17 protein-coding genes are annotated in these 23,908 nt (G+C 65.9%); 13 read left to right on the forward strand and 4 right to left on the reverse strand.

Annotated features, from left to right (window positions below; all coding sequences use genetic code 11):
- Positions 1–42 precede the first annotated feature (42 nt).
- Positions 43–705 (reverse strand): phosphate signaling complex protein PhoU, encoded by a 663-nt coding sequence (phoU, locus tag ASG86_RS03425; RefSeq protein ID WP_056330250.1) that lies wholly within the window; start codon positions 703–705, stop codon positions 43–45.
- Positions 706–910: 205 nt separating this feature from the next.
- Here phoU and ASG86_RS03430 point away from each other — a divergent pair, with 205 nt between their 5' ends.
- Both ASG86_RS03430 and ASG86_RS03435 read left to right on the forward strand, forming a co-directional pair.
- A complete protein-coding gene (locus ASG86_RS03430; protein WP_056330253.1) occupies positions 911–2,143 on the forward strand; it encodes a sensor histidine kinase in 1,233 nt (410 codons plus the stop codon).
- Entirely contained in the window at positions 2,140–2,820 is a 681-nt protein-coding gene (locus tag ASG86_RS03435; RefSeq protein ID WP_056330255.1) for a response regulator transcription factor, read from the forward strand. Before ASG86_RS03430 ends, ASG86_RS03435 begins: the two co-directional genes overlap by 4 nt.
- A gap of 99 nt (positions 2,821–2,919) precedes the next feature.
- Here ASG86_RS03435 and ASG86_RS03440 read toward each other — a convergent pair whose 3' ends face one another.
- A complete protein-coding gene (locus ASG86_RS03440; protein ID WP_056330258.1) occupies positions 2,920–3,540 on the reverse strand; it encodes a hypothetical protein in 621 nt (206 codons plus the stop codon).
- Positions 3,541–3,811: 271 nt separating this feature from the next.
- Here ASG86_RS03440 and ASG86_RS03445 point away from each other — a divergent pair, with 271 nt between their 5' ends.
- From ASG86_RS03445 to ASG86_RS03480, 8 genes are all read left to right on the forward strand, one after another.
- A complete protein-coding gene (locus ASG86_RS03445) occupies positions 3,812–4,294 on the forward strand; it encodes a CarD family transcriptional regulator (RefSeq protein ID WP_011690592.1) in 483 nt (160 codons plus the stop codon).
- Positions 4,295–4,402: 108 nt separating this feature from the next.
- A complete protein-coding gene (ispD, locus tag ASG86_RS03450; protein WP_056330261.1) occupies positions 4,403–5,185 on the forward strand; it encodes a 2-C-methyl-D-erythritol 4-phosphate cytidylyltransferase in 783 nt (260 codons plus the stop codon).
- Positions 5,186–5,193: 8 nt separating this feature from the next.
- A complete protein-coding gene (gene ispF / locus ASG86_RS03455) occupies positions 5,194–5,694 on the forward strand; it encodes a 2-C-methyl-D-erythritol 2,4-cyclodiphosphate synthase (RefSeq protein ID WP_200946125.1) in 501 nt (166 codons plus the stop codon).
- A gap of 9 nt (positions 5,695–5,703) precedes the next feature.
- A complete protein-coding gene (cysS, locus tag ASG86_RS03460; RefSeq protein ID WP_056330267.1) occupies positions 5,704–7,170 on the forward strand; it encodes a cysteine--tRNA ligase in 1,467 nt (488 codons plus the stop codon).
- A gap of 105 nt (positions 7,171–7,275) precedes the next feature.
- A complete protein-coding gene (gene rlmB, locus ASG86_RS03465) occupies positions 7,276–8,265 on the forward strand; it encodes a 23S rRNA (guanosine(2251)-2'-O)-methyltransferase RlmB (protein ID WP_056330269.1) in 990 nt (329 codons plus the stop codon).
- 92 nt (positions 8,266–8,357) lie between these two features.
- The gene (glgX, locus tag ASG86_RS03470; RefSeq protein WP_056330272.1) at positions 8,358–10,463 is read left to right on the forward strand and encodes a glycogen debranching protein GlgX; all 2,106 of its coding nucleotides are present in this window, start codon (positions 8,358–8,360) and stop codon (positions 10,461–10,463) included.
- 6 nt (positions 10,464–10,469) lie between these two features.
- Positions 10,470–10,961, forward strand: coding sequence for a ribonuclease domain-containing protein (locus ASG86_RS03475; RefSeq protein ID WP_056330274.1), 492 nt, complete (start codon positions 10,470–10,472; stop codon positions 10,959–10,961).
- 7 nt (positions 10,962–10,968) lie between these two features.
- Positions 10,969–11,325, forward strand: a complete 357-nt coding sequence (locus tag ASG86_RS03480) for a barstar family protein (protein ID WP_056330277.1) — start codon at positions 10,969–10,971, stop codon at positions 11,323–11,325.
- Between the two features lie 55 nt (positions 11,326–11,380).
- On the opposite strand, the gene ASG86_RS03485 is transcribed toward ASG86_RS03480, so the two are convergent.
- Positions 11,381–13,168: a thiamine pyrophosphate-requiring protein gene (locus ASG86_RS03485; RefSeq protein ID WP_056330281.1), complete on the reverse strand. Its 1,788-nt coding sequence runs from the start codon at positions 13,166–13,168 to the stop codon at positions 11,381–11,383.
- A gap of 63 nt (positions 13,169–13,231) precedes the next feature.
- Positions 13,232–15,850, reverse strand: coding sequence for an alpha-glucan family phosphorylase (glgP, locus tag ASG86_RS03490; RefSeq protein WP_200946119.1), 2,619 nt, complete (start codon positions 15,848–15,850; stop codon positions 13,232–13,234).
- A 191-nt stretch (positions 15,851–16,041) separates the two neighbouring features.
- On the opposite strand from glgP, the gene ASG86_RS03495 reads away from it, so the two are divergent.
- From ASG86_RS03495 to ASG86_RS03505, 3 genes are read left to right on the forward strand one after another with little or no spacing between them, the layout of a single operon-like run.
- On the forward strand, positions 16,042–18,084 hold the full coding sequence (locus ASG86_RS03495; RefSeq protein ID WP_056330286.1) for an alpha-1,4-glucan--maltose-1-phosphate maltosyltransferase: 2,043 nt from the start codon (positions 16,042–16,044) through the stop codon (positions 18,082–18,084).
- Entirely contained in the window at positions 18,081–19,874 is a 1,794-nt protein-coding gene (gene treS / locus ASG86_RS03500; protein ID WP_056330289.1) for a maltose alpha-D-glucosyltransferase, read from the forward strand. Before ASG86_RS03495 ends, treS begins: the two co-directional genes overlap by 4 nt.
- Position 19,875: 1 nt before the next feature.
- Positions 19,876–23,562 (forward strand): 1,4-alpha-glucan branching enzyme, encoded by a 3,687-nt coding sequence (locus ASG86_RS03505; protein WP_056330292.1) that lies wholly within the window; start codon positions 19,876–19,878, stop codon positions 23,560–23,562.
- Positions 23,563–23,908: the final 346 nt, after the last annotated feature.

Raw genomic sequence — 23,908 nt, forward strand, 5'->3', positions numbered from 1 at the left:
CTCAGTGGCCAGCCCGCCGTCGTCTATCCGCTCTTTGTGTGGTCAGCTGTGCTCAGTGGCGTTCGGCTGCCACGCACCCGTGACCAGGTAGGTCACCTTCTGGGCTACGGAGACGCCGTGGTCGGCGAAGCGCTCGAAGTAGCGGCTGGCAAGGGCCACGTCCACGGTGGTGGCGGGGGATTCGTTCCACTCAGGGGCGGCGATGGCCTTGAAGACGCTCAAGTGCAGGTCGTTGATGGCCGTGTTGGCCTTGAGAATATCCCTGGCCACCTCCAGGTCGCGGCTCTCCAGCAGGACCGTCAGCTTGTCGGCGATCTCCTGGTCGAGTTCAGCCATTCGGTTGAAGGTCTCCGTCATGGACGCCGGAATCACCGTGGACGGGTACCGCAGGCGGGCCAGCTGGGCGATGTGGCGGGCCAGGTCACCCATCCGCTCGAGGGATGCGCTCATCCGGAGCGAACCGACGATCATGCGCAGGTCGCTGGCAACAGGGCCCTGCAGCGCCAGAATGTCGATGGCCCGCTCGTCAAGGCTGTTCTGCAGGAAGTCGATGCGCGCGTCCGCGGCGATGACATCCTGCGCGAGGTCAACGTCCGCTACCTGGAATGAGGTAGTGGCCTTGTTGATCGCTTCGCTGACCAGCCGGGAGATCTCCACCAGCTGGTCACCGACCTGGGTGAGCTCTTCCTGAAAAACCTTACGCACGTAGGCGTCCTTTCCTTGGAACTCCCGCCGGCCGCTCCAGGGCAGCAGGAATCGTGTCGCCATGAGGCGCTCTGATCACCAACTCTGTCACCGCCGGGTAAACGATTATGCCCCCATAGATGAACGTTAGTTGAACCGTTTGCCGGATGGGGCGGAAGGCGCCGGCGGGCTTAGGGCAAGAGCATAAAGTGGAGCTGTGGATCCTATGCTCATTGGTCTGGTAGCCGGCCTCATCGGCCTGGCGCTTGGCACGTTCGGCGTGCTCGCCTACCGGGTCAGCGAGAAGCAGCGTGAACTGTTGGACATCGACGCCGGGGAGCTGGCGCTGCCGGCCGGCGCAGCGGAGGTGCTCGCCGTCGTCGGACGTGCCTTCGTGGTGCTGGACGACGTGGACGGCGTGGTCCGTGCCAGCCCCGCCGCATACGCATACGGCCTGGTCCGCGGGCACACCGTGGTGCACAAGGAACTCCTGGACATGACCGCCGGAGTCCGGCGGGACGGCGTCATCCTGGAAAAGCAGCTCGAACTCCCACGCGGCCCGCTGGGCAAGGGAACCATTATCGTCCAGGTCCGCGCGGCCATGCTGGGTGAGGAATACATCCTGCTCCTTGCCGATGACCGGACGGAAATCACCCGCACCGAAGAGATCCGCAACGACTTCGTCGCCAATGTGTCGCATGAACTGAAAACCCCCGTGGGTGCAATCTCCCTGCTGGCAGAGGCGCTGGAATCCTCCGCCGACGATGAAGAAGCCGTCCGCCGCTTCGCCAAGCGCATGCACAAGGAATCTGCCCGCCTCGCTGCCCTGGTCCAGGACATCATCGAACTTTCCCGCCTTCAGGGCGCCAGCGTCACCCAGGAGGGCGGTCCGGTGGACATCAACGCCGTCATCGCCGAAGCCGTGGACCGGTCGCAGCTTCCCGCGGAGAGCAAGAACATCAGCATCGTGGTGGGCGGCCGCGCCGACGGCAAGGTCTTCGGCGACCAGGATCTGCTGGTGACGGCGCTGCGGAACCTCATCGACAACGCCATCCGCTATTCGCCGGCCAACACACGGGTGGGGATCGGTGTCCGTTCGCGCGAAGGCCTGGTCTCCATTTCGGTGACGGACCAGGGGGACGGGCTGAGCCCCGAGGACCAGGAACGCGTCTTTGAACGCTTCTACCGCGTGGACGCGGCCCGGTCCCGCCAGACCGGGGGCACCGGCCTGGGCCTGAGCATCGTGAAGCACGTGGCATCGAACCACGGCGGCGAAGTGACCCTGTGGTCCCAGCCCGGGCAGGGGTCCACCTTTACCCTCCGGCTGCCCGAGATGGAAGGCCAGGACGACGAGGCAGGGCCGGCCGCAACGGAAGCACCGGGATTGATGCCGGAGAAGCCAAGTCTCACCCAAGTACCCCGCGCCGCCGGCGCAACAGAACGAGGAGCCAGCGCTTGAGCAGGATTTTGATTGTGGAGGATGAGGAGTCGTTCAGCGACCCCTTGTCCTATTTGCTGGGCAAAGAAGGGTTCGAGGTTGAGGTGGTGGACAACGGCCTCGACGCCATCACCGAATTTGACCGCAACGGCGCTGACCTGGTGCTGCTTGACCTGCAGCTGCCCGGGCTCTCCGGCACCGAGGTGTGCCGCCAGCTCCGTCAGCGCTCCAGCGTTCCCGTCATCATGCTGACGGCCAAGGACTCGGAGATCGACAAAGTGGTGGGCCTGGAGCTCGGTGCGGACGACTACGTCACCAAGCCCTACTCCTCCCGTGAACTGGTGGCCCGTGTCAGGGCCGTGCTGCGCCGCCAGGGCGAGCCGGAGGAACTGATCTCCTCAACGGTCCAGGCGGGCCCGGTCCGCATGGACATCGAGCGGCATGTGGTCAGCGTGGGCGGCGAGCAGGTCCTGCTCCCCTTGAAGGAGTTCGAGCTCCTGGAGATGCTCCTGCGCAATTCGGGCAGGGTGCTGACCCGCGGCCAGCTGATCGACCGCGTGTGGGGTTCCGACTATGTGGGCGACACCAAGACCCTGGACGTCCATGTGAAACGGCTTCGCGGCAAGATCGAACCGGACCCCTCCGCGCCGCGCTACCTGGTGACCGTCCGCGGCCTCGGGTACAAATTTGAACCGTAGGCCGGTTCCCGGACAACCTCGGAAGACATAACAAAAGGGAGGCGCCTGGACGGCCCTCCCTTTTGTTACGCCTGCTTCCTGCAGCGACCCGCTGTTCGCTTAGCGGCTCGTGGCCGTCGCCGTGGCGCTCGGAGTGGCACCGGCCGATGATTCGGCGCCGGCGGAAGCGCTGGAGCTGGCTGAGGAACCGGCGCTGGCGGAGGAGTCCGCGCTGGGGCTCGCCGACGAGGATGTCGCCGAGGGGCTCGGGGTAGGCACGTAGTCCTTGTATTCCGCCAGGGTGGCGTCCAGAACGGGAACCTTCACCGTGTTGCTGACGTTGGTGCCGTTCTCGCTGATCTTGACGTCCACCAGGGAGCCGGGCTTGCCGCCGGTGGTGCTCAGGATGGCCTCGTCGGAGTCCTCATTCAGGAGGGTGTACGAGTTGGCCTTCACCGGTACCTCGGTCTGTGAACCCTTGGCGCCGTTGACCGTGAGCTTCACGTCCTTGGAGGAGGAGTTGTAGACGGCGCCGATGAGGCGGCCGGGCTTGTCCTCGCCCGTGGAAACAATCAGGATGTTCCGCAGCTGGAGGGGACCGAGGTCTGCGCGGATGCCGTCCGAGGCGGAGTACTGGTGGCTGGTCTGCTGGGGTGTGATGTAACCGCAGCCTGCGGTCAGCAGGCTGGCGCCAAGGGCGGCAGCCGTCAGTGCCAGTTTGCCGCGCTGGGCCCGGTTCATCGCAGTGGAACGCACGTCACGTACTCCTCGAGAAATTTGAAGTCTTTTTCAGCCATAGCCTATCCGCAATGAGGGGCAAACGAGGATTCGGCGGTGTCACATCTGCCGTGGGAGCGCTCACGTGATGCACTAATCTTGCCATCCGTCAAGGGGGCGGAGGGGGTTGATTGGGCCGATTTTCCGCGTATTTTCGCGGTTGGAGGCCCTTTCTCCGGCCGGTCATATGCCTGAATCGTGATAAACTGGTCTGCGGGAAAGGGGAAATGTCCACATGGTATTTGAGGTCGGCGAGACAGTAGTTTACCCTCACCACGGTGCTGCGAAAATTGAAGAAATCAAGATGCGCACCATCAAGGGCGAAGAGAAGATGTATCTCAAGCTCAAGGTGGCTCAGGGTGATCTGACCATTGAAGTTCCAGCAGAGAACGTTGACCTTGTTGGGGTCCGGGACGTAGTGGGCAAGGAAGGCCTGGAGCACGTGTTTGATGTGCTCCGCGCCGAGTTCACCGAAGAGCCCACCAACTGGTCACGCAGGTACAAGGCAAATCTGGAGAAGCTTGCTTCCGGTGACGTCATCAAGGTGGCAGAGGTTGTTCGCGACCTGTGGCGCCGGGATCACGACCGGGGCCTTTCCGCAGGCGAGAAGCGAATGCTGGCCAAAGCCCGTCAGATTCTGATTTCAGAACTGGCGCTGGCTGAGAAGACCGACGAGGAGAAGGCTGCAAGCGTTCTCGACGAGGTCCTGGCTTCCTAAGAATTTAGCCCCGGCGGCACGCAAGTGCCGCCGGGGCTTCTTTTTTTGGGTCCGTCCGGTGGTGTCCAAGCCACCTGACCGAAGTGGCGGCGTCGTAGGCTTGTCCGCATGAGTGATTCATCCACGCGCCTGGTCACCGCCGTCATCCTTGTGGCCGCCGGTTCCGGGCAGCGTCTTGGCTACGGAATGCCCAAGGCGGCGGTGCCGCTCGGCGGCGAGCCCATCCTGATGCATGCACTCCGGGGAATCGTCGCGTCAGGAGTGGCCAGCCAGGTGTGCGTGGCCCTGCCTGCCGGGGACCAGGACCTGCGCCAGTTGTGTGACGGTTTCCGTGGCGAACTTGCCGACGGCGGCCCGCTCCTGACGATTGTCGACGGCGGATCCACCCGGGCTGATTCCGTCCGGGCCGGGATCGCGGCACTGATGGACGGCATCGAGGCGGTCCTGGTCCATGATGCCGCCCGGGCCCTGACGCCCGAATCCGTCTTCCACCGCGTATCTGATGCCCTTGCCGCCGGTGCTGCCGCCGTCATTCCCGCAGTTCCGGTAGTGGATACGGTCAAAACCGTGGCCGCCACCACCGGTGGGGACAGTGCCTTTGCGCCGGAGGTTGTCACGGGGACGGCCCGCCGTGAGGAGCTGAGGGCGGTGCAGACGCCACAGGGTTTCACGATCGGAACCCTGTTGCAGGCGCACCAAGCCGCACAAGCGCTGGACCAGCAGCAGTCCGCGGCCGTCACCGACGACGCCATGCTGGTGGAGATGCTCGGCACCGCCGTCCATGCCGTCCGCGGCTCAACGCAGTCCCTCAAGATCACCACACCCCTTGACCTGATCTTCGCCGAAGGACTCCTGGAAGGCCCGCTCGGAGCCCGGTGGGTGGAAGGATGAGCGTGGACATGGTCCTGCCGCGCACCGGAGTGGGAATCGACGTCCATGCCTACGCGCCGGAAGACTCGCCCCGCCCGCTCTGGCTGGGCGGACTCCTGTGGCCCGGCGAACGCGGCCTGGCCGGGCACTCCGACGGCGACGCCGTGGCCCATGCTGCCGCGGACGCCCTGTTCTCTGCCGCCGGAATCGGAGACCTTGGCACGCATTTCGGCACCGACCGCCCCGAGTTCGCCGGCGCGTCCGGCGCCACACTCCTTGCGGAGGCTGCACGGATCGTGCGGGCGGCGGGTTTCGAGATCGGCAATGTTGCGGTGCAGTTCGTAGCCAACCGGCCCAAGTTCGGGCCGCGGCGGGAAGAGTCCCAGAAGGTCCTCAGCGAAGCCGCCGGCGCCCACGTGGGTGTCACGGCCACCACCAGCGACGGCCTGGGATTCACCGGACGCGGAGAGGGTATTTCCGCGGTGGCCACCGCACTGGTGTACCCGCAGCAGCCCCAACCCATCAGCTAGTCTGGAGCGGTGACCCTGCGCTTCTATGACACCGCCTCCGCCGAAGTCCGGAACTTCGTCCCCATCGTCGACGGCAAGGTCAGCCTCTACTACTGCGGCGCCACCGTCCAGGGCATGCCGCACGTGGGCCACATCCGCTCCGCCATCGCCTTCGACCAGCTCACCCGCTGGCTTGAGTACCGCGGCATGCGCGTCACGGTGGTCCGCAACGTCACGGACATCGACGACAAGATCCTTGCCAAATCCGAGGCATCCTTTGCGCCGGACTTCAGCCCCGAGGCGGGCGAAGTGCCACGCGAGGAATGGTGGGCGCTGGCCTACCGCTACGAGCAGGAGTTCCTGAAGGCCTACGACACCCTGGGCGTCTCGCGTCCCACCTACGAACCCCGGGCCACCGGGCACATTCCCGAGATGCATGCCCTGATCCAGCAGCTCATCGAGCGCGGCCACGCCTACCCCGCCCTGGACGATTCGGGGGACGTGTATTTCGACGTCCGTTCGTGGGACAAGTACGGAGCCCTGACCCGGCAGAACATCGATGACATGCAGGCAGCGCCCGACGCCGATCCCCGCGGCAAGAAGGACCCCCGCGACTTTGCGCTGTGGAAGGGTTCCAAAGAAGGCGAGCCGGCCACCGCCAGCTGGGCGTCCCCCTGGGGTGCCGGACGGCCCGGCTGGCACCTTGAGTGCTCGGCCATGGTCACCAAGTACCTGGGCACCGCGTTCGATATCCACGGCGGCGGCCTGGACCTGCGCTTTCCGCACCACGAAAACGAGATGGCGCAGTCACAGGCGGCGGGCCACCCGTTCGCCAACTTCTGGATGCACAACGGCATGGTGACCTACCAGGGCGAAAAGATGTCCAAGTCCATCGGCAACACCATCAGCCCGGCTGAAATGCTGGAACTGGCGTCGCCCCGGGTGGTGCGCTACTACCTGGGCCAGGCGCATTACCGCTCCGTCCTGGATTACCGGCCCACCTCCCTGCAGGAGGCCGCCGCCGCCGTCGAACGCATTGACGGGTTCCTTGCCAAGGCCGGTGCCCGCTTCGGCGGCGACGTGGGAGCCATGGAGGGCAACCACGGCCCCTCTTCCCCGGCCGTCGACGCATTTTGCGAAGCCATGGATGACGACCTCAACGTACCGCGCGCCCTGGCCGCACTCCACGACACAGTCCGCGCGGGCAACACAGCCCTTGCCGAAGGCGACGACGACGCTGCCCGGGACGCGATGCACGCCGTCGTCCTGATGACCGGCGTCCTGGGGCTGAACGCCGTCGAAGGTTCCGCCGCGGCGACAACCCGTGAGGCCGAAGCCTTGGGCGTACTGGTCGAGGCGCAGTTGGCTGCCCGCGCTGCTGCCCGGGCTGAGAAGGACTGGGCTGCGTCCGACGCCATCCGGGACACGCTCAACCAGGCCGGCGTCGTGGTGGAGGACGGCCCCGACGGCGCCACCTGGAGCCTCAAACGGGATTGATCCGCCGGCCCGCCTGAACTCCGCCACTGGCCGGGGCCTGCCGATTTTTCTTCGGTCAGTAGACTGGTATGCAGACTCAGTCAACACAATCAAGGGTGGAACATCATGGCCAACAATGGTCGCCGATCGGTTAAAGCGAAGAAGGGCCCAACCATCGGAACCGGTGGCCATGGCCGCAAGGCCCTGGAGGGCAAGGGTCCCACGCCCAAGGCCGAAGACCGTCCGTACCACAAGGCGCACAAGGCCAAGCAGCTTTCCGAGCGGTCCGCCGCCAAACGCGGAACGGGTGCCCGCAGCGCGGGCGCGGCGAAGTCCGGGCCCAAGGGCCGTGCCACCGAGGAAGTGGTGACCGGGCGCAACTCGGTGGTTGAAGCGCTCCGCGCCGGCATCCCCGCCAAAGCCCTGCACGTTGCCATCCGCATCGAGATGGACGACCGCGTCAAGGAATCCCTGAAGCTCGCCGCCGAACGTGGCATCCCGCTGATGGAGACGGGCAAGCCCGAACTTGACCGGATGACGGATGATGCCGTCCACCAGGGCCTGGTGCTGCAGATCCCGCCCTACGAGTACCAGGACGCCCACGAACTGGCCGAGGAAACCGTCGAAAAGTGGAAGAAGGGGCACATCAAGAATGCGCCGCTCTTCGTTGCACTGGACGGCATCACGGACCCCCGGAACCTGGGCGCCATCATCCGCTCCGTCTCCGCCTTCAGCGGCCACGGCGTCATTGTGCCTGAGCGCCGCTCCGTAGGCGTCACCGCAGCGGCCTGGAAAACCAGCGCCGGCGCTGCCGTCCGCGTGCCGGTGGCCCGCGCCGCCAACCTGAACAACGCCCTGAAGCAGTTCAAGAACATGGGCATCTTCGTGCTGGGGCTCGACGGCGACGGCGACGTCTCGCTGCCTGACCTCACCCTGGCCACCGAACCCGTCTGCATCGTGGTGGGCTCCGAGGGCAAGGGCCTGAGCCGCCTGGTCCGCGAGAACTGCGACCAGATCGTGTCCATCCCCATCGATTCCGCCATGGAGTCACTCAACGCTTCAATGGCCGTGGGTATCTCGCTGTACGAGGTCTCCCGGCAGCGCGCAGCAGGGTAAGCACTCCAGGCCCGGTCATTGCCGGGCTGGTTACCCGGCGCCGCAGCGGCGAACGGGCAGGTCAGGTGCCGCTGGCGGCTACTATTTAGGTGATGGTCATGCCGCTCTTCGACACTGCTTCCGCCATGGACGCCTCCTCGGCCGTTCCCCTTGGTGTCAGCGTTCCGCGCGCTGATTCCGGCGGTACCCGGCACCACGCCGGCGCGCGCGCCAACGTCGCCTGCCTCGCTCCAGGGGTATCCAGCCTGGACATCGTTTATTGCCCTCCCGGAGGCCGGTGGCGGGTCCAGACCCTGGCCAACGTGACGCGGGGCGTCCACCACGGCATCGTCGAGGACCTGCCGTACGGTTCCCGCTACGGCTTCCGTCCAACCACGGACGCCCATTCCCTGCCCGCCAAGCCTGCTCCGGGCAACGCCAACGCTTCCGGCAGGCAGCCCCTCCTCCTGGACCCGTATGGCCGGGGGGTGGACCAGCGCGACGGCTTCCTCACCAGCGTACGAACCGCTACCGACTTCGACTGGGGGACGGACGAACGCCTGCACCTTCCCTGGCGGAACACCATCGTGTACGAAGCGCATGTCCGCGGCCAGAGCATGCTCCACCCCGACGTTCCGGAAGAACTCAGGGGCACCTACGCAGGCCTGGCCCACCCCGCCGTGGTGGAGCACCTGACCAGCCTGGGCATCACCTCGGTCCAGCTCCTGCCCGTGCACTTCCACATCGATGAGCCGCACCTGCAGGATCTCGGCCTGATCAACTACTGGGGGTACAACACCGCCGCGTTCTTCGCCCTGCACCCTGGTTATGCCACCAGGGCGGCACGGGAGGAAGGTCCGCAGGCTGTCCAGGACGAATTCAAGGCCATGGTCAAGGCACTCCACGCCGCCGGGCTGGAGGTCATCCTGGACGTCGTGTACAACCACACAGCCGAAGGCGGGCCCGACGGTCCGGTCCTGAGCTTCCGCGGACTGGGGGAGGACACGTACTACCGGCTGGACGGCCACGGCAAATACATCGACACCACCGGCTGCGGCAATTCACTCAATTTCGCGGACCCGCGCGTGGTCCAGCTGGTGACCGATTCCCTGCGGTACTGGGTGGACGAGTTCCACATCGACGGCTTCCGGTTCGACCTCGCCGTCACGCTGTGCAGGGACGCCGCAAATGAGTTCGACCCCGAACATCCCTTCCTCACCGCCGTCGCCGCCGACCCCGTCCTGTCCGAGGTCAAACTGATCGCTGAGCCGTGGGACATTGGCTACGGAGGCTGGCAGACCGGGCGGTTCCCGCCGGGGTGGGTGGACTGGAACGACCACTTCCGCGACGCCGTCCGTACCTTCTGGCTGGCAGACCGTGCAGCCATCGATGCCGGCGGCCACGGCGGGACCATGGCCAAGCTTGCAGATGCTCTCTCGGGTTCCGCCAGCCTCTTCCAGGCGTCCGGACGCTCGCGGCTGGCATCGGTCAACTTCGTCACTGCCCACGACGGCTTCACCATGAACGACCTTGTGTCCTACGACCGAAAGCACAACGAGGCCAACGGCGAAGAGAACAGGGACGGGCACGGGGACAACCGCAGTTACAACCATGGCGTGGAGGGTCCCACCGAGAACGGCGTGATCCTGGAAAAGCGGGCGCAGTCGCGGCGGAACCTCATGGCGTCATTGATGGTTTCGCTGGGTGTTCCCATGATCACCGCCGGCGATGAGCTGGCCAGGACGCAGCAGGGGAACAACAACGCCTACTGCCAGGACAACGCCCTTACCTGGCTTGACTGGACCATGACGCCGGAGGCGCACGAGATGCTGCGGAGCACCAAACGGTACATCCGCCTGCGCAAGGAGTTCCTGGCCGCCCAGCCGCATGATTTCCCGGTCCGGGACGAACAGTCCTACCTGTACTGGTTCGACCAGCATGGCCAGCCCATGTCCGCCGACCGCTGGAACGATCCGCAGCACCGCGTCATGCAGCTCCTGCTCGGCGACGACGGCGGCGACCTGGCCGGCCTGGTGGTGGTCAACGGCAGCGCGTCGGACGTATTGGTTACCCTGCCGGACGCGGGGAGGAAAGCTCCAAGCCTGTTCGAGCTTCGGCTGACCACCTCGCCGCGCCACAAGCAGCGGCAAGGCATCCAGGTGGCTTCGGGGGAAACCGACCTTGCCGAGGCCAACTCCATCAGCATCTACCGCACCTAGGTCCCCATGCGCAACCGCTCCCTCCTTCCCTTGCTCCTGGCCGCCCTGGTGGTGCTGGCCTTGGTGGCGTTCGGCGGCGCCGGGCTGCTGGGCCAGCAAGCGGAACGCCCGACGCCGGAAACGGCTTCCAGCTCCACCTCCACGCCGGGCGGGGCGGCCACGTCCGCGGCGGCGAAGCAGCAGTCTCCGCCACAGCGGAGCGCCAACCCCTCGAGCCTGCCGGAGATCCGGGAGTCGGCCCTCCCCGCGGAAGGCCGCCGGGTGCTGGGGCTGATCCGGGCGGGCGGCCCTTTCCGGTACAGCCAGGACGACCAGGTGTTCGGCAACTTTGAGCGGGTCCTGCCCGTCCGGGACCGCGGCTACTACCGCGAGTACACCGTTCCCACCCCTGGGGAAACGGACCGGGGCGCACGCCGCATCGTGGCCGGCGACGCCGGGGAGAAGTATTACACCAGTGACCACTACGCAACGTTCAAGTACATAGCGGAAGGCAACTAGCACAACCATGAAGATCTTCTCCGGCGACACCTGGACACTGGAAGAACTGCAGGAACAGGTGGCCGACGCCGGCCGGCGCAGCGTGGTGGTCCCTCCGGCGGACAGCAAACGCGCCGTCCTGGAGACCTTCGGGGAGGTCCTGGACTTTCCAGAACACTACGGCGTGAACCTGGACGCGCTGAACGATTCGCTCCACGACTTTGCCGACAGCATCACCGACAACGGCAACCCGCCCGTCACGGTCCTCTGGCAGGTGGCGGCCCTGTTCCGCAGCGACAGGTCGTTCGGCATCATCTGCGAAATCCTGCAGGACGCCGAACGGTACGCGGGCAAGGACCTTGCCGTCACCGCCGTGCTGCTCTGAGCCGTGCTGCTCTGAGCCTGGCTGGCTGCCCTAACGCCGTCCCCGGCTTCCGCGCCTAGCCCTCGCGGCGTTCCTCGTGCGAGACGTAGGTGTCCAGCAGCGCCGAGGCCCGGCCGCCGTCGTCCTCCGCCGCCAGTCCCTTGCGCATGCTCTCCGCCTTCTGGCGCCCCGCCGGGAACGGCGGAAGCAACGGGATTTCGGGGTCGGTCAGGACCTCGATCACCACAGGGCAGTCCGCTGCAAACGCCTGGTCCCAGGCGTCAGCGATCCGTTCCGGGTCCTCCACCCGGATGCCCTTCAGTCCCAGCAGGTCCGCGTAGGCGGCGAAGGGAAAATCGGGCAGTTCCTGGCTTGCGGCAAAGCGTGGCTCGGCCTCCGACTCACGCTGCTCCCACGTGACCTCGGTGAGCTCCCGGTTGTTGAAGACGCACACCACGAACCTCGGATCCTGCCAGTCGCGCCAGCGGTGCGCCACCGTGACCAGTTCGGCCGTGCCCAGCATCTGCATGGCGCCGTCTCCGGCCATGGCCACCAACGGGCGGTCCGGATGCGCCAGCTTGGCGGCGAGCCCGTACGGGATGGCGCAGCCCATGCTGGCCAGCGTCCCGGACAGATGCGCCGGGACGCCCTGGGGCAGCATCAGTTGCCGGGCGTACCAGTAAACGCAGCTTCCGACGTCGACACTCAGCTGGGCGTTCTCCGGCAGCCTGCCGTTGAGCTCCCGGACCACGCGTTCGGGATTGACAGGGCTGGCGGGCACTGCGGCCCGGTCTGCCGAGAGGATACGCCAGCGGCTGACTTCCTCCTCCACGGCTGAACGCCACGGAGTGCGTGGACGGTGTTCCAGCCGTTGGTTCAAGGCTTCCAGGGCAGACGCGGCGTCTCCCGCCAGCCCCACCTCCACGGGGTACCGGTTGCCGATCTTCTTCTCATCGATGTCGATCTGCACGGCCCGGGCGGCCCCGGGTGGCGGGTAGAACTCTGTCCAGGGGTCGTTGGAACCCACGATGAGGAGCGCGTCGCAGTTGCCCAGCAGGTAGGCACTCGCTGTGGTGCCCAGGTGGCCCATGGTTCCCACCGCAAAGGGCAGGTCCTCATCCACGTAGGGCTTGCCCAGCAGGCTGGTGGCGATTCCGGCCCCTAGCTTTTCCGCCACGGCCACCACTTCCCCGGCGGCGTGCCTGGCGCCCTGGCCCACCAGGAGGGCCACCCGCTCCGCAGAATTCAGGAGGGCGGCTGCGGCGGCCAGGTCCTCCTCCCGCGGGGTCTTGGCTGCAGCACTCCAGGACGGGGCAGTGACGACGATCCCGTGCTGCTGTTCCAGCTCGGGGGCGGGAGCGGACTGGACGTCGTGCGGAATGATGACCACGCAGGGGGAGGAGGTGGCCTTCGCCGTCCGGAAGGCACGGTCCAGGACCATGGGCACCTGCTCCGGTGCGCTGACCTGCTGAACGAACTGCGACGCGACGTCCTTGAACAGGGCCATGAGGTCGATTTCCTGCATGTAGGCGGAACCCAGAACCGTCCGGCTCTGCTGTCCCACGATGGCCACCACCGGCACGCCGTCCAGCTTTGCGTCGTACAGGCCGTTGAGCAGGTGGACGGCGCCGGGGCCCTGGGTGGAGGTCACCACCCCCACGCCGCCGGTGTACTTGGCGTGGCCCACGGCCATGAAGGCCGCCGACTCCTCGTGCCGGGCCTGGACGAATTCCACCTGGCCGTCGGTCCGTCGCAGGGCACCCATGAACCCGTTGATGCCGTCCCCGCTGTAGCCGAAGACCCGGCCAACACCCCATGTGGTGAGGCGCTCCACGATGACATCGGCCACTGTACGTTCGGTCATTGAGCCCTCCTGCGTCGGGTTGGTTCCGTGCCTGCCAGGAGCCTTACCCATCCGGCCAGGGGGCTAAGCGTTGACGATCAGTCCCAGTTCCGCTTTCGAGGCCAGGGCTTCATGCCGGGGGAGTACACGGACCGTGTATCCGAACGGTCCCGAGCGGTCGATGACCAGCGAACCGCTGAACAGGTGCCGTCCGCTGCCCAGGTCCTCCTTCACCTGCAGCTCCATCATGGTGATGTCCGCAAGGGCGTCGTTTTCCTCCGCCCGGCCGTAGGCCACCTCCACCGAGACGTCGTCGGGGGTCAGCGCGTTCAGGGCCACGTAGGCGTTGACCTGGAGGGTATCGCCGATCTGCGGATCCTCTGATACGCCCACCGAGTCCACGTGTTCCACGTGCACCTGGGGCCAGGCGCCGCGGACCTTGGCGGACCAGGATGCCAGGGCACGGGCCTGGGCGTACGAGTTGGCCGTGGCGCTGCGGCCGGCTTCCGCGGCGGGGCGGTACAGGATGTTCACGTAGTCACGGAGCATGCGTTCCGCGGACACCGCCGGGCCCAGGTGGGACAGGGTGTGCTTGATCATGGACACCCAGTGCGTGGGGACCGTCTCGCTCCTGGTGGTCGAGGGACCCGCAGCTCCTGCCCCTTCGGACACCGTGCTCCCGTAAAAGCGCGGGGCCACCTGTGTTTCCAGCAGTTCGTACAGCGCTGCGGCCTCGATGTCGTCGCGTTCCTCGGGGGAGGCGTCGTTGTTGGCCGTGGGGATCGCCCAGCCGTTCTCGCCGTCGTACATCTCGTCCCACCAGCCGTCCAGGACGGACAGGTTCAGGGATCCGTTCAGCGCCGCCTTCATGCCGGACGTCCCGCAGGCCTCCAACGGCCGCAGCGGGTTGTTCAGCCAGACGTCGCAGCCGGGGAACAGGGTCCTGGCCATGGCGATGTCGTAGTTGGGCAGGAACGCGATGCGGTGCCGCACCTCGGGATCGTCCGTGAAGCGCACCAGGTCCTGGATCATTTTCTTCCCGGCGTCATCGGCGGGGTGGGACTTTCCGGCGATGACCAGCTGGATGGGGTGCTCCTTGTGCAGGAGCAGTGCCTTGAGCCGCGCCGGCTCGCGCAGCATCAGCGTGAGCCGCTTGTACGTGGGCACCCGGCGGGCAAATCCGATGGTCAGCACATCCGGGTCCAGGACGTTGTCCGTCCAGCCCAGTTCGGCGTCGGCCGCGCCGCGCTTCTTCCAGGCGGCGCGCAGCCTGCGGCGGACGTCCTCCACCAGGGCGGCCCGCATCTCCCGGCGCAAAGCCCACACGTCGGCGTCGCTGACGTTGTAGGCCAGGTCCCATTTGCCCAGCGCTTCGGCCTCGCTGCCGAACTGGTCGCGGGCCAGCTTGGAAATGCGGCTGTCCACCCAGGTGGGCACGTGCACGCCGTTGGTCACGGAGGTAATGGGCACCTCGGAGTGGTCGAAGCCCGGCCAGAGGGCGGAGAACATGCCGCGGGACACTTCACCGTGGAGCTTGGCCACGCCATTGGCGCGCTGGGCCAGGCGCAGGCCCATCACCGCCATGTTGAAGACTGCCGGGTTGCCGTCCGCGTAGTTTTCGCGGCCCAGCTCCAAGATCCGGTCTACCGGGACCGCGGGCGCCAGCCCTGCCTGGAAGAAGTGGCTGATCTGGTTGATTTCGAACCTGTCGATGCCGGCCGGGACGGGGGTGTGCGTGGTGAAGACCGTGGAGGCGCGCCCTGCGGCCAGCGCTTCATCGAACGTCAGCGCCTGTTCCCCGGACATCAGTTCCTGGATGCGTTCGATCCCAAGGAACCCCGCGTGCCCTTCGTTGGTGTGGAACACCTCGGGTGCTGCGCAGCCCGTCAGCTTCTGGAAGGCGCGCAGGGCCTTGACCCCGCCCATGCCCAGCAGCAGCTCCTGCTGCAGCCGGTGGTCGCCGCCGCCGCCGTACAGGCGGTCCGTAATGCTGCGGGCCGCGTCGTCGTTGCCCGGCACGTTGGAGTCCAGCAGGAGCAAGGGAACGCGTCCGACGTCGGCACGCCAGATGTGTGCCAGCAGCCGCCTTCCGTTGGGGAGGGGGAGGGAGATCTGCAGGGCTTTGCCGTTGCCGTCGGGGGAGGGCTCGCGGAGCAGCGTCAGCGGAAGCCCGTCCGGATCAAGGACGGGGTAGGTCTCCTGCTGCCAGGCATCGCGGGACAGTGACTGCTTGAAATAGCCGGCCTGGTACAGCAGGCCCACACCGATCAGCGGAACACCCAGGTCCGAGGCAGCCTTCAGGTGGTCACCGGCCAGGATGCCCAGGCCGCCCGAATACTGCGGCAGAACCTCGGTGATGCCGAACTCGGGGGAGAAATAGGCAATGGAAGCCGGCGCCTCCGGGCCCAGGCCCTGGTACCAGCGCGGCTCCTCAAGGTACCGGTCAAGGTCCTCCTCGGCGGCGTGCACCCGTTCCACAACCGACTGGTCCGCGGCGAGCTGCTGGAATTCCTCGCGGCTGACCATCCCCAGGAAGCCCACGGGGTCCTGCCCGCTTTCCTCCCACAGCCGCGGGTTCAGCCCGGCGAAAAGTTCCCGTGTGGGACGGTGCCAGGACCACCGCAAATTGCTGGCCAGCCGGGCCAGTGGCCTGATGGGCTCGGGGAGGACTGTACGGACCGTAAACCTGCGGATTGCCTTCACCTGCGTCACACTAACCGACAACATGCGCGGCTGGAACCAGCTTTCGGTTTCTTTTGGGTAAATGACAGGGGCATGGAGAAATTACGCCACGGCACAAGGAATTTAGTGAGCACGCTTAGCAATCCTGGCCATTTCTCGCTAACGTCGAGCCTGTGACGACTAACTCAGGAACCAGTGCCGCATCCACCAAAATGCCCCAGGGCCGCATCACCGAGGGCCTGCGGTTCGGGCGTTTTCCCATCACCGCCGTGCAGCCTGTCGTCGAGGGCGGCAAGTTTCCGGCCAAAGCCCTGCCCGGCGAGTCCATCGTGGTGGGCGCCACCGCCTTCCGGGAAGGGCACGACCAGCTCGGCGTCAGCGCCGTACTCCTGGATCCCTCCGGTGCGGAGCGCCAGCGCGTGCGGCTTGCGCCGCCCCGCGGGGAACGCGGGATGGGAACCGACCGCTGGGAAGGCGTGCTCACGCCGTCGGAACCCGGGCACTGGTCCTTTGTGATCGAAGCCTGGCATGACCGCTACGGCACCTGGCACCACAACGCTGAGGTGAAGATCGACGCCGGAATCGACGTCGAACTCATGCTCGCCGAAGGTGCCAAACTGCTGGGCGAAGCGTCCGCCGAAGACTTCCGGGACGACGTTGACCGGGCCGCCCTGCGGCACGCTTCCGGCGTCCTGGCCGACCAGTCCCGCAGCACCGAGGAACGGCTGGGCGCCGGGTTCAGCCAGGAAATCGCAGACATCGTGGCACGCCAGCCCATCCGGGAACTGGTGACGGTTTCCGAGAAGTATCCGCTGCTGGTGGAGCGGGACAGGGCCGGCCGCGGCGCCTGGTACGAGTTCTTTCCCCGCTCCGAAGGCGCGGTCAAGGACCACAACACAGGGGAATGGACCTCCGGAAACTTCCGGACCGCGGCACAGCGGCTCGATGCGGTGGCCGCCATGGGGTTCGACGTCCTGTACATGCCGCCCATCCATCCCATCGGCGTCCAGCACCGCAAGGGACCGAACAACACCCTGGTTGCCGGCCCCAACGATCCCGGCTCACCCTGGGCCATTGGAGCCAAGGAGGGCGGCCACGACGCCATTCATCCCGACCTTGGTTCCTTCGAGGACTTCGACGCCTTCGTTGCGCGGGCCAACGAGCTGGGCCTGGAAGTTGCCCTGGACCTTGCGCTCCAGGCGGCCCCCGACCACCCATGGGTGCAGTCCCACCCGGAATGGTTCACCACGCGGGTGGACGGCAGCATTGCCTATGCCGAAAACCCGCCAAAGAAGTACCAGGACATATATCCGCTCAATTTCGATAATGACCCGGAAGGGCTTTCCCAGGAAATTCTGCGGATTGTCCTCTTGTGGGTCAGCCACGGCGTAAAGATTTTCCGGGTGGATAACCCGCACACCAAACCGGTGTGGTTCTGGGAATGGCTTATTGCCGAAGTGAATAAAACAGCGCCCGGCGTGGTGTTCCTCGCCGAAGCCTTCACCCGCCCCGCCATGATGCACGCGCTGGGCCGCGCCGGCTTCCAGCAGTCCTACACCTACTTCACTTGGCGGAACACCAAGAAGGAGATCGAGGCGTACTTCGACGAAGTCAGCCACGAATCCCCCGCGTTCTTCCGCCCCAACTTCTTCGTCAACACCCCGGACATCCTTACCGAGTACCTGCAGTACGGCGGGCCGGCGGCGTTCCGGATCCGGGCCGTCCTTGCCTCCACGGGAAGCCCGCTCTGGGGCGTCTACGCGGGCTATGAACTGTACGAGCACGTCGCCCGGCCCGGCGCCGAGGAGTACATCGACAACGAGAAGTTCGAGTACAAGGCCCGCGACTGGGACGCCGCCGCGGAATCCGGGCGCTCGCTGGCGCCGTACATCACCCGGCTTAACCACATCCGGCGCGACCACCCGGCGCTGCTGGACCTGCAGAACCTGACGGTCCACCAAAGCACGGATGAGTCCACGGTGGTCTACTCCAAGCACAAGACCCTTCCCGACGGCTCCAAGGACACCATCATCGTGGTGGTTAATGTGGACCCCCACGTCACCAAGGAATGCAGTGTGGTCCTGGACCTGGCAGCCCTGGAGCTGGACCCGCAGGACCGCACCCCGGGCGGCGGCTTCTACGTGGACGACCTGATCTCCGGCCAAAGCTGGGAGTGGGGCGAGTACAACTACGTGCGGCTTGATCCGCACGTGGAACCGGCCCACATCCTGAGCGTGAGGAGAATGCATTCGTGAATTTCAATCCGCAAAGTTCCGGCCACTTCACCCCAAAGAGCACGTTCGAGCTAAATGCGCCTGGCCTCCAGCATGACCCGCTGTGGTATCGCAAGGCCGTGTTCTATGAAGTACTTGTCAGGGCCTTTGCGGATGCCAACGGCGATGGGTCCGGGGATTTCTCCGGACTCATCGACCGGCTGGACTACCTGCAGTGGCTGGGCGTGGACTGCCTGTGGCTGCCCCCGTTTTTCCAGTCACCGCTGCGCGACGGCGGCTACGACATCTCCGACTACAACTCGGTCCTCGACGAATTCGGCACGATCAGCGATTTCAAGCGGCTCGTGGCCGAAGCCCACGCCCGCGGCGTCCGGGTCATCATCGACCTGCCGTTGAACCACACTTCGGACCAGCACCCGTGGTTCCAGGAGTCCCGCAAGGATCCTGACGGTCCATTCGGGGACTTCTACGTCTGGAGCGACACGGACGAAAAGTACCAGGACGCGCGCATCATCTTCGTGGACACCGAGGAATCCAACTGGACGTTCGATCCCATCCGGCGCCAGTTCTTCTGGCACCGTTTCTTCAGCCACCAGCCGGACCTGAACTTCGAAAACCCCAAGGTAATCGAGGCGCTCTTCGATGTGGTCCGCTTCTGGCTGGACCAGGGCATTGACGGGTTCCGCGCGGACGCCATCCCGTACCTCTACGAGGAGGAAGGGACCAACTGCGAGAACCTTCCGGCAACCCACGAGTTCCTCCGACGGCTCCGCACCATGGTGGACGAAAGCTACCCCGGACGCGTCATCATCGCTGAGGCCAACCAGCCGCCCAACGAAGTGGTGGAGTACTTCGGCACCGAGGATGAACCCGAATGCCACATGGCGTTCCACTTCCCCATCATGCCCCGCCTCTATTACGCGCTGCGGGACCAGAAGGCCGCGCCCATCATCGAAACCATGCGGGACACCCCGGACATCCCGGAGGGCGCACAGTGGGGCACGTTCCTCCGCAACCACGACGAGCTGACCCTGGAAATGGTCACTGCGGACGAGCGCGCCGCCATGCTGGGCTGGTACGCCCCCGATCCGAGAATGCGCGCCAATATCGGCATCCGGCGCAGGCTGGCGCCGCTGCTGGACAACTCGCGGGCTGAGATCGAGTTGATCAACGCCCTGCTGCTGTCCCTGCCGGGCAGCCCGTTCCTGTACTACGGGGACGAGATCGGCATGGGGGACAACATCTGGCTCGAGGACCGCGACGCCGTCCGTACCCCCATGCAGTGGAACCCGGACCGGAACGCGGGCTTCTCCCACGCGGACCCCGGCAAGCTGTACCTGCCGCCCATCCAGTCGCTGGTCTACAACTACAGCATGGCCAACGTCGAAGCCGAGGCCGCCCATTCCGGGTCCCTGCTCCGCTGGACCCGGCAGATCCTCAGCGTCCGCAAGAACCACCCAGCCTTTGGTTTGGGCGAATTCAAGCACGTCGAGGCAGACCACGACGCCGTCCTGGCCTACCTTCGCGTACTGCCGGACAGCAACCCTGCCGGCGTCAACGGCGAAACCATCTTGTGCGCCTTCAACCTCTCCCAGCACCCCGTCGCTGCCACATTGCGCGTCCCCGAATACGCCGGGCGCGGGTTGCGTGACGTCTTTGGCGGACAGATCTTCCCCGGCATCGGCGATGACGGCACCCTCACACTGACCATCGGAAGCCACGATTTTTTCTGGCTCCGGATGCGTTCGGCGGGGTCCAGTCCGTCGTCGCCCTACACCCAGGCCATGCCCATCCTGTCGATAGAGAACTGAGATGAACCAGCCAATCCTCACTCCTGCCCTTACCGCGCTGCTCAAGGAATGGCTGCCGCAGCAGCGGTGGTTCCCCGTCAAAACCCCGGACTTCACCATCTCCCAGGCCGGCAGCCTGGGCCTGGAGGACGCCAGCGGGCACGCCGCGCTGGCCGTGTTCCTCCTCAACGTCACCACTGAGGGGCCCGACGGCGGCCCCCGCACCGCCGTGGTCCAGGTCCCCTTGAGCTTCAGGCCCGCACCTGCCGGCGGCATGGAACGCGCGCTGATAGGCGAAGCCGCCGGAATGGATCCCACCCGCCCCTGGGTCTACGACGCAGTGCACGACCCCGACTTCGTGGGCGCCTGGCTCGACCTCATCCGGGAAGAGTCAAAGGCCACGAACGGCACTGCCACCGGATTCCGCGTGGAAGGGACCCACTGCCTGCCCACGGCCAAGGGCGTGGTGAAGGTGCTCTCAGGCGAGCAGTCCAACAGTTCCGTCATCGTGGACGACGGCGAATCGGCCGCCATGGTGAAATTCTTCCGGGTCCTGTCGGACGGGACCAACCCGGAAATCGAGGTCGGCGCTGCCCTGACCAAGGCCGGAACCGCGGAAGTCCCCGCAACGCTCGGCTGGGTCCGCGGCGAATGGCTCGGGAAGCCCGGCGACGCCGGAGACGGCACCCGTTACGTCCAGGGTGAGCTTGCCGTCGCCCACGAATTCCTCGCCGGCGGCCGTGACGCCTGGCGGTTGGCGGTGGACGCCGCCCGCTCCGGCACCGACTTCACGGCAGAAGCCCGCGCCCTGGGAGCAGCCACCGCCACTGTGCACAAACGCCTGGCGGAGGCACTGGGGCAATCATCCCAGCCGGAACCCGGCAAGGCTCCCGGACCTGCTGTTGCCCAGCGTGTCCGGACTGCCTGGGCAGAAGCCCATGCCGCCGTCGGACCTTACGACGACGCCCTGGACACCCTGCTGGCCGACGTCGACAAGGTTCCGGCCGGGCCCCTGCAGCGGATCCACGGCGACCTGCACCTGGGCCAGATCCTCCTTGTGACCGGGCAGTCCGGCGACGAGTCCCGCTGGGCCATCCTGGATTTCGAGGGGGAGCCCCTGCGTCCCATCGCCGAGCGGAACGTCCCGGACGTACCCCTCCGCGACGTGGTGGGAATGCTCCGGTCCTTCGACTACGCCGCCGGAGCAGCACAGCGCGAGCAGGAAGGTGCCCAAGTCCCCGACAGCTGGGTTGATGATTGTTCGGACGCCTTCCTTGCCGGCTACGCAGGGGTCATTCCCGGCACGGTGGACCGGTCCTCGCCCCTGTTTGTGGCATTGTGGCTGGACAAGGCGCTGTACGAAGTTGTTTATGAAATGCGTAACAGGCCCGACTGGCTGGCGATTCCAGTAAACGCCTCCAGGCGGCTCCTAAGCGGTAACGGCGCCGGTGATCACGCCGGCGCAGCATCGGAAGGTAACGAAATGACAGGCTCAGCACGAACTGACCGCCCGGGAGTGCCGCTGCACGTGGATGAAGGCACCCTGGGCAGGATCGCGAACGGTGAACACCACGCCCCACACTCCGTCCTGGGCGCGCACCTGGACGACTACGGGCACGTCACCATCCGTACCGTGAAGCATCTGGCCGAAGCAATCACGGTGGTCACCCAGGCCGGTGAAGTGCCCATGCAGCACGAGGCCCACGGCGTATGGGTAGCAGTCCTGGAACCGCTGGAGCACGGCCACGTGCCCGACTACCGGCTCTCCGTCACTTACCCGGGCAAGGACCCGGTGACCGTTGATGAGCCGTACCGCTACCTGCCCACCGTAGGCGAAGTGGACCTGCACCTCATCGGCGAAGGCCGGCACGAGAAGCTGTGGCAGGTGCTCGGTGCCCACGTCCGGCACTACAAGTCATCGCTTGGGGACGTCAACGGCGTATCCTTTGCCGTCTGGGCGCCCAACGCACAGGCTGTCCGCGTCAAGGGCGATTTCAACGCCTGGGACGGACGGGAAAACTCCATGCGGTCACTGGGTTCCTCCGGTGTCTGGGAAGTGTTCATCCCCGGCGTCCCGGCAGGCGCCTGCTACAAGTACGAGATCCTGACACGCGGCGGCTACTGGGTTGAAAAGGCCGACCCCCTGGCGTTCGGCACGGAAGTTCCCCCGTTGACGGCGTCCAGGGTGGTGGAACCCTCCTACGCCTTCAAGGACGACGAGTGGATGGAAGCGCGGGCCAAGCGCGACCCGCACAACTCGGCCATGAGCGTCTACGAGGTACACCTCGGATCCTGGCGCCTGGGCCTTGGCTACCGTGAACTGGCCAAGGAACTGGTGGACTACGTCAAGTGGCTCGGGTTCACGCACGTGGAATTCATGCCGGTTGCGGAGCACCCGTTCGGCGGTTCCTGGGGTTACCAGGTTACGTCCTACTTCGCGCCGACGTCCCGGTTCGGGCATCCTGACGAGTTCCGCTACCTGGTGGACGCCCTCCACCAGGCGGGAATCGGCGTGCTGCTGGACTGGGTTCCCGCGCACTTCCCCAAGGATTCCTGGGCGCTGGCCCAGTTCGACGGCGAGCCCCTCTACGAGCACTCGGATCCGAACCTTGGCGAGCACCCTGACTGGGGCACCCTGATCTTCGACTTTGGCCGCACCGAGGTCCGGAACTTCCTGGTGGCCAACGCCCTCTACTGGCTGGAGGAGTTCCACATTGACGGCCTGCGCGTGGACGCCGTGGCCTCCATGCTCTACCTCGACTATTCGCGGCAGGAAGGCCAGTGGCAGCCCAACCGGTTCGGCGGCCGGGAGAACCTCGAGGCCATTTCCTTCCTGCAGGAAGTCAATGCCACCGTCTACAAGACGCACCCAGGCGCCGTCATGATTGCGGAAGAGTCCACGGCTTTCCCGGGCGTCACCGCTCCCACCAGCCACGGTGGCCTGGGTTTCGGCCTGAAGTGGAACATGGGCTGGATGCACGACTCTCTGAAGTACATTTCGGAGGACCCGTACAACCGCAAGTGGCACCACGGAACGGTCACGTTCTCCCTGGTCTACGCCTTCACCGAGAACTTCCTGCTGCCGATCAGCCACGACGAGGTTGTCCACGGTAAGGGCTCCATGCTCCGCAAGATGCCCGGTGACCGGTGGCAGCAGCTGGCCAACCTCCGTGCCTTCTTCGCCTACCAGTGGGCGCATCCGGGCAAGCAGCTCATCTTCATGGGAACGGAGTTTGGCCAGGAAGCCGAATGGTCCGAGCAGCACGGACTGGACTGGTGGCTTGCGGACATCCCCGCCCACCGCGGACTGCAGCTCCTGACCAAGGACCTGAACGAGCTCTACGCTGCGACGCCTGCCCTCTACACACAGGACAACGTTCCTGCCGGGTTCCAGTGGATCAACGGGGGAGACGCCGACCGCAACGTCCTGTCCTTCATCCGGCGGGACACCGAAGGCAATCCGATTGTCTGCGCCATCAACTTCTCCGGCGCCCCGCACGTCGGCTACACCCTGGGAGTTCCCGTGGCTGGCACGTGGACCGAGGTCCTGAACACGGACCACACCACCTATGGCGGCTCGGGTGTGCTGAACAGTGGAGAGCTGAAGGCAACGAACGAAGGGCAGGATGGCCAGCCGGCCACATTGAGTGTCACGCTGCCCCCGCTTGGAGCGTCTTACTTCAAACCCGGAACATCATCCGCCGGCTAAGCCAGCCCGCAGGCTGCCTAGGTAGGGACTGAGAACGAAGGGCCCGGAATCCGCGTGATTCCGGGCCCTTCGGGTGTTCGGGGGAGGCCTTCCGACGGCGGACTGGCGATCCCGAATGAGTGGTGGTAGAGTTTATTTCCGCGCTGCTCCACGGAGTCAGACGGAAAACCGAACCCCCTAAAGCTTACGCTGAGGATGGTCGCGGACGCCGGTTTGACACGCAGGAGGTCAGCGGGTAAGTTTGGAAAGTTGCTCCGGAGCGATCCTGAACGGAATGTTTGGGTGGTGCCGGGTGTGTCTGTTGTTTGAGAACTCAATAGTGTGCCAAGTTTGTTGATACCGATTT

This window comes from Arthrobacter sp. Soil764, assembly GCF_001428075.1.
GTDB lineage: Bacteria > Actinomycetota > Actinomycetes > Actinomycetales > Micrococcaceae > Arthrobacter.

Bases quoted from the DNA above. Each gene is read 5' to 3' on its own strand.
- ASG86_RS03485 (WP_056330281.1), bottom strand. From the start codon at position 13,168: ATGACCGAACGTACAGTGGCCGATGTCATCGTGGAGCGCCTCACCACA.
- ASG86_RS03495 (WP_056330286.1), top strand. From the start codon at position 16,042: ATGCCCCAGGGCCGCATCACCGAGGGCCTGCGGTTCGGGCGTTTTCCC.
- ASG86_RS03480 (WP_056330277.1), top strand. From the start codon at position 10,969: ATGAAGATCTTCTCCGGCGACACCTGGACACTGGAAGAACTGCAGGAA.
- ispD (WP_056330261.1), top strand. From the start codon at position 4,403: ATGAGTGATTCATCCACGCGCCTGGTCACCGCCGTCATCCTTGTGGCC.
- ispF (WP_200946125.1), top strand. From the start codon at position 5,194: ATGGTCCTGCCGCGCACCGGAGTGGGAATCGACGTCCATGCCTACGCG.
- glgX (WP_056330272.1), top strand. From the start codon at position 8,358: ATGGTCATGCCGCTCTTCGACACTGCTTCCGCCATGGACGCCTCCTCG.
- ASG86_RS03430 (WP_056330253.1), top strand. From the start codon at position 911: ATGCTCATTGGTCTGGTAGCCGGCCTCATCGGCCTGGCGCTTGGCACG.
- ASG86_RS03475 (WP_056330274.1), top strand. From the start codon at position 10,470: ATGCGCAACCGCTCCCTCCTTCCCTTGCTCCTGGCCGCCCTGGTGGTG.
- ASG86_RS03445 (WP_011690592.1), top strand. From the start codon at position 3,812: ATGGTATTTGAGGTCGGCGAGACAGTAGTTTACCCTCACCACGGTGCT.
- ASG86_RS03505 (WP_056330292.1), top strand. From the start codon at position 19,876: ATGAACCAGCCAATCCTCACTCCTGCCCTTACCGCGCTGCTCAAGGAA.
- rlmB (WP_056330269.1), top strand. From the start codon at position 7,276: ATGGCCAACAATGGTCGCCGATCGGTTAAAGCGAAGAAGGGCCCAACC.
- ASG86_RS03440 (WP_056330258.1), bottom strand. From the start codon at position 3,540: ATGAACCGGGCCCAGCGCGGCAAACTGGCACTGACGGCTGCCGCCCTT.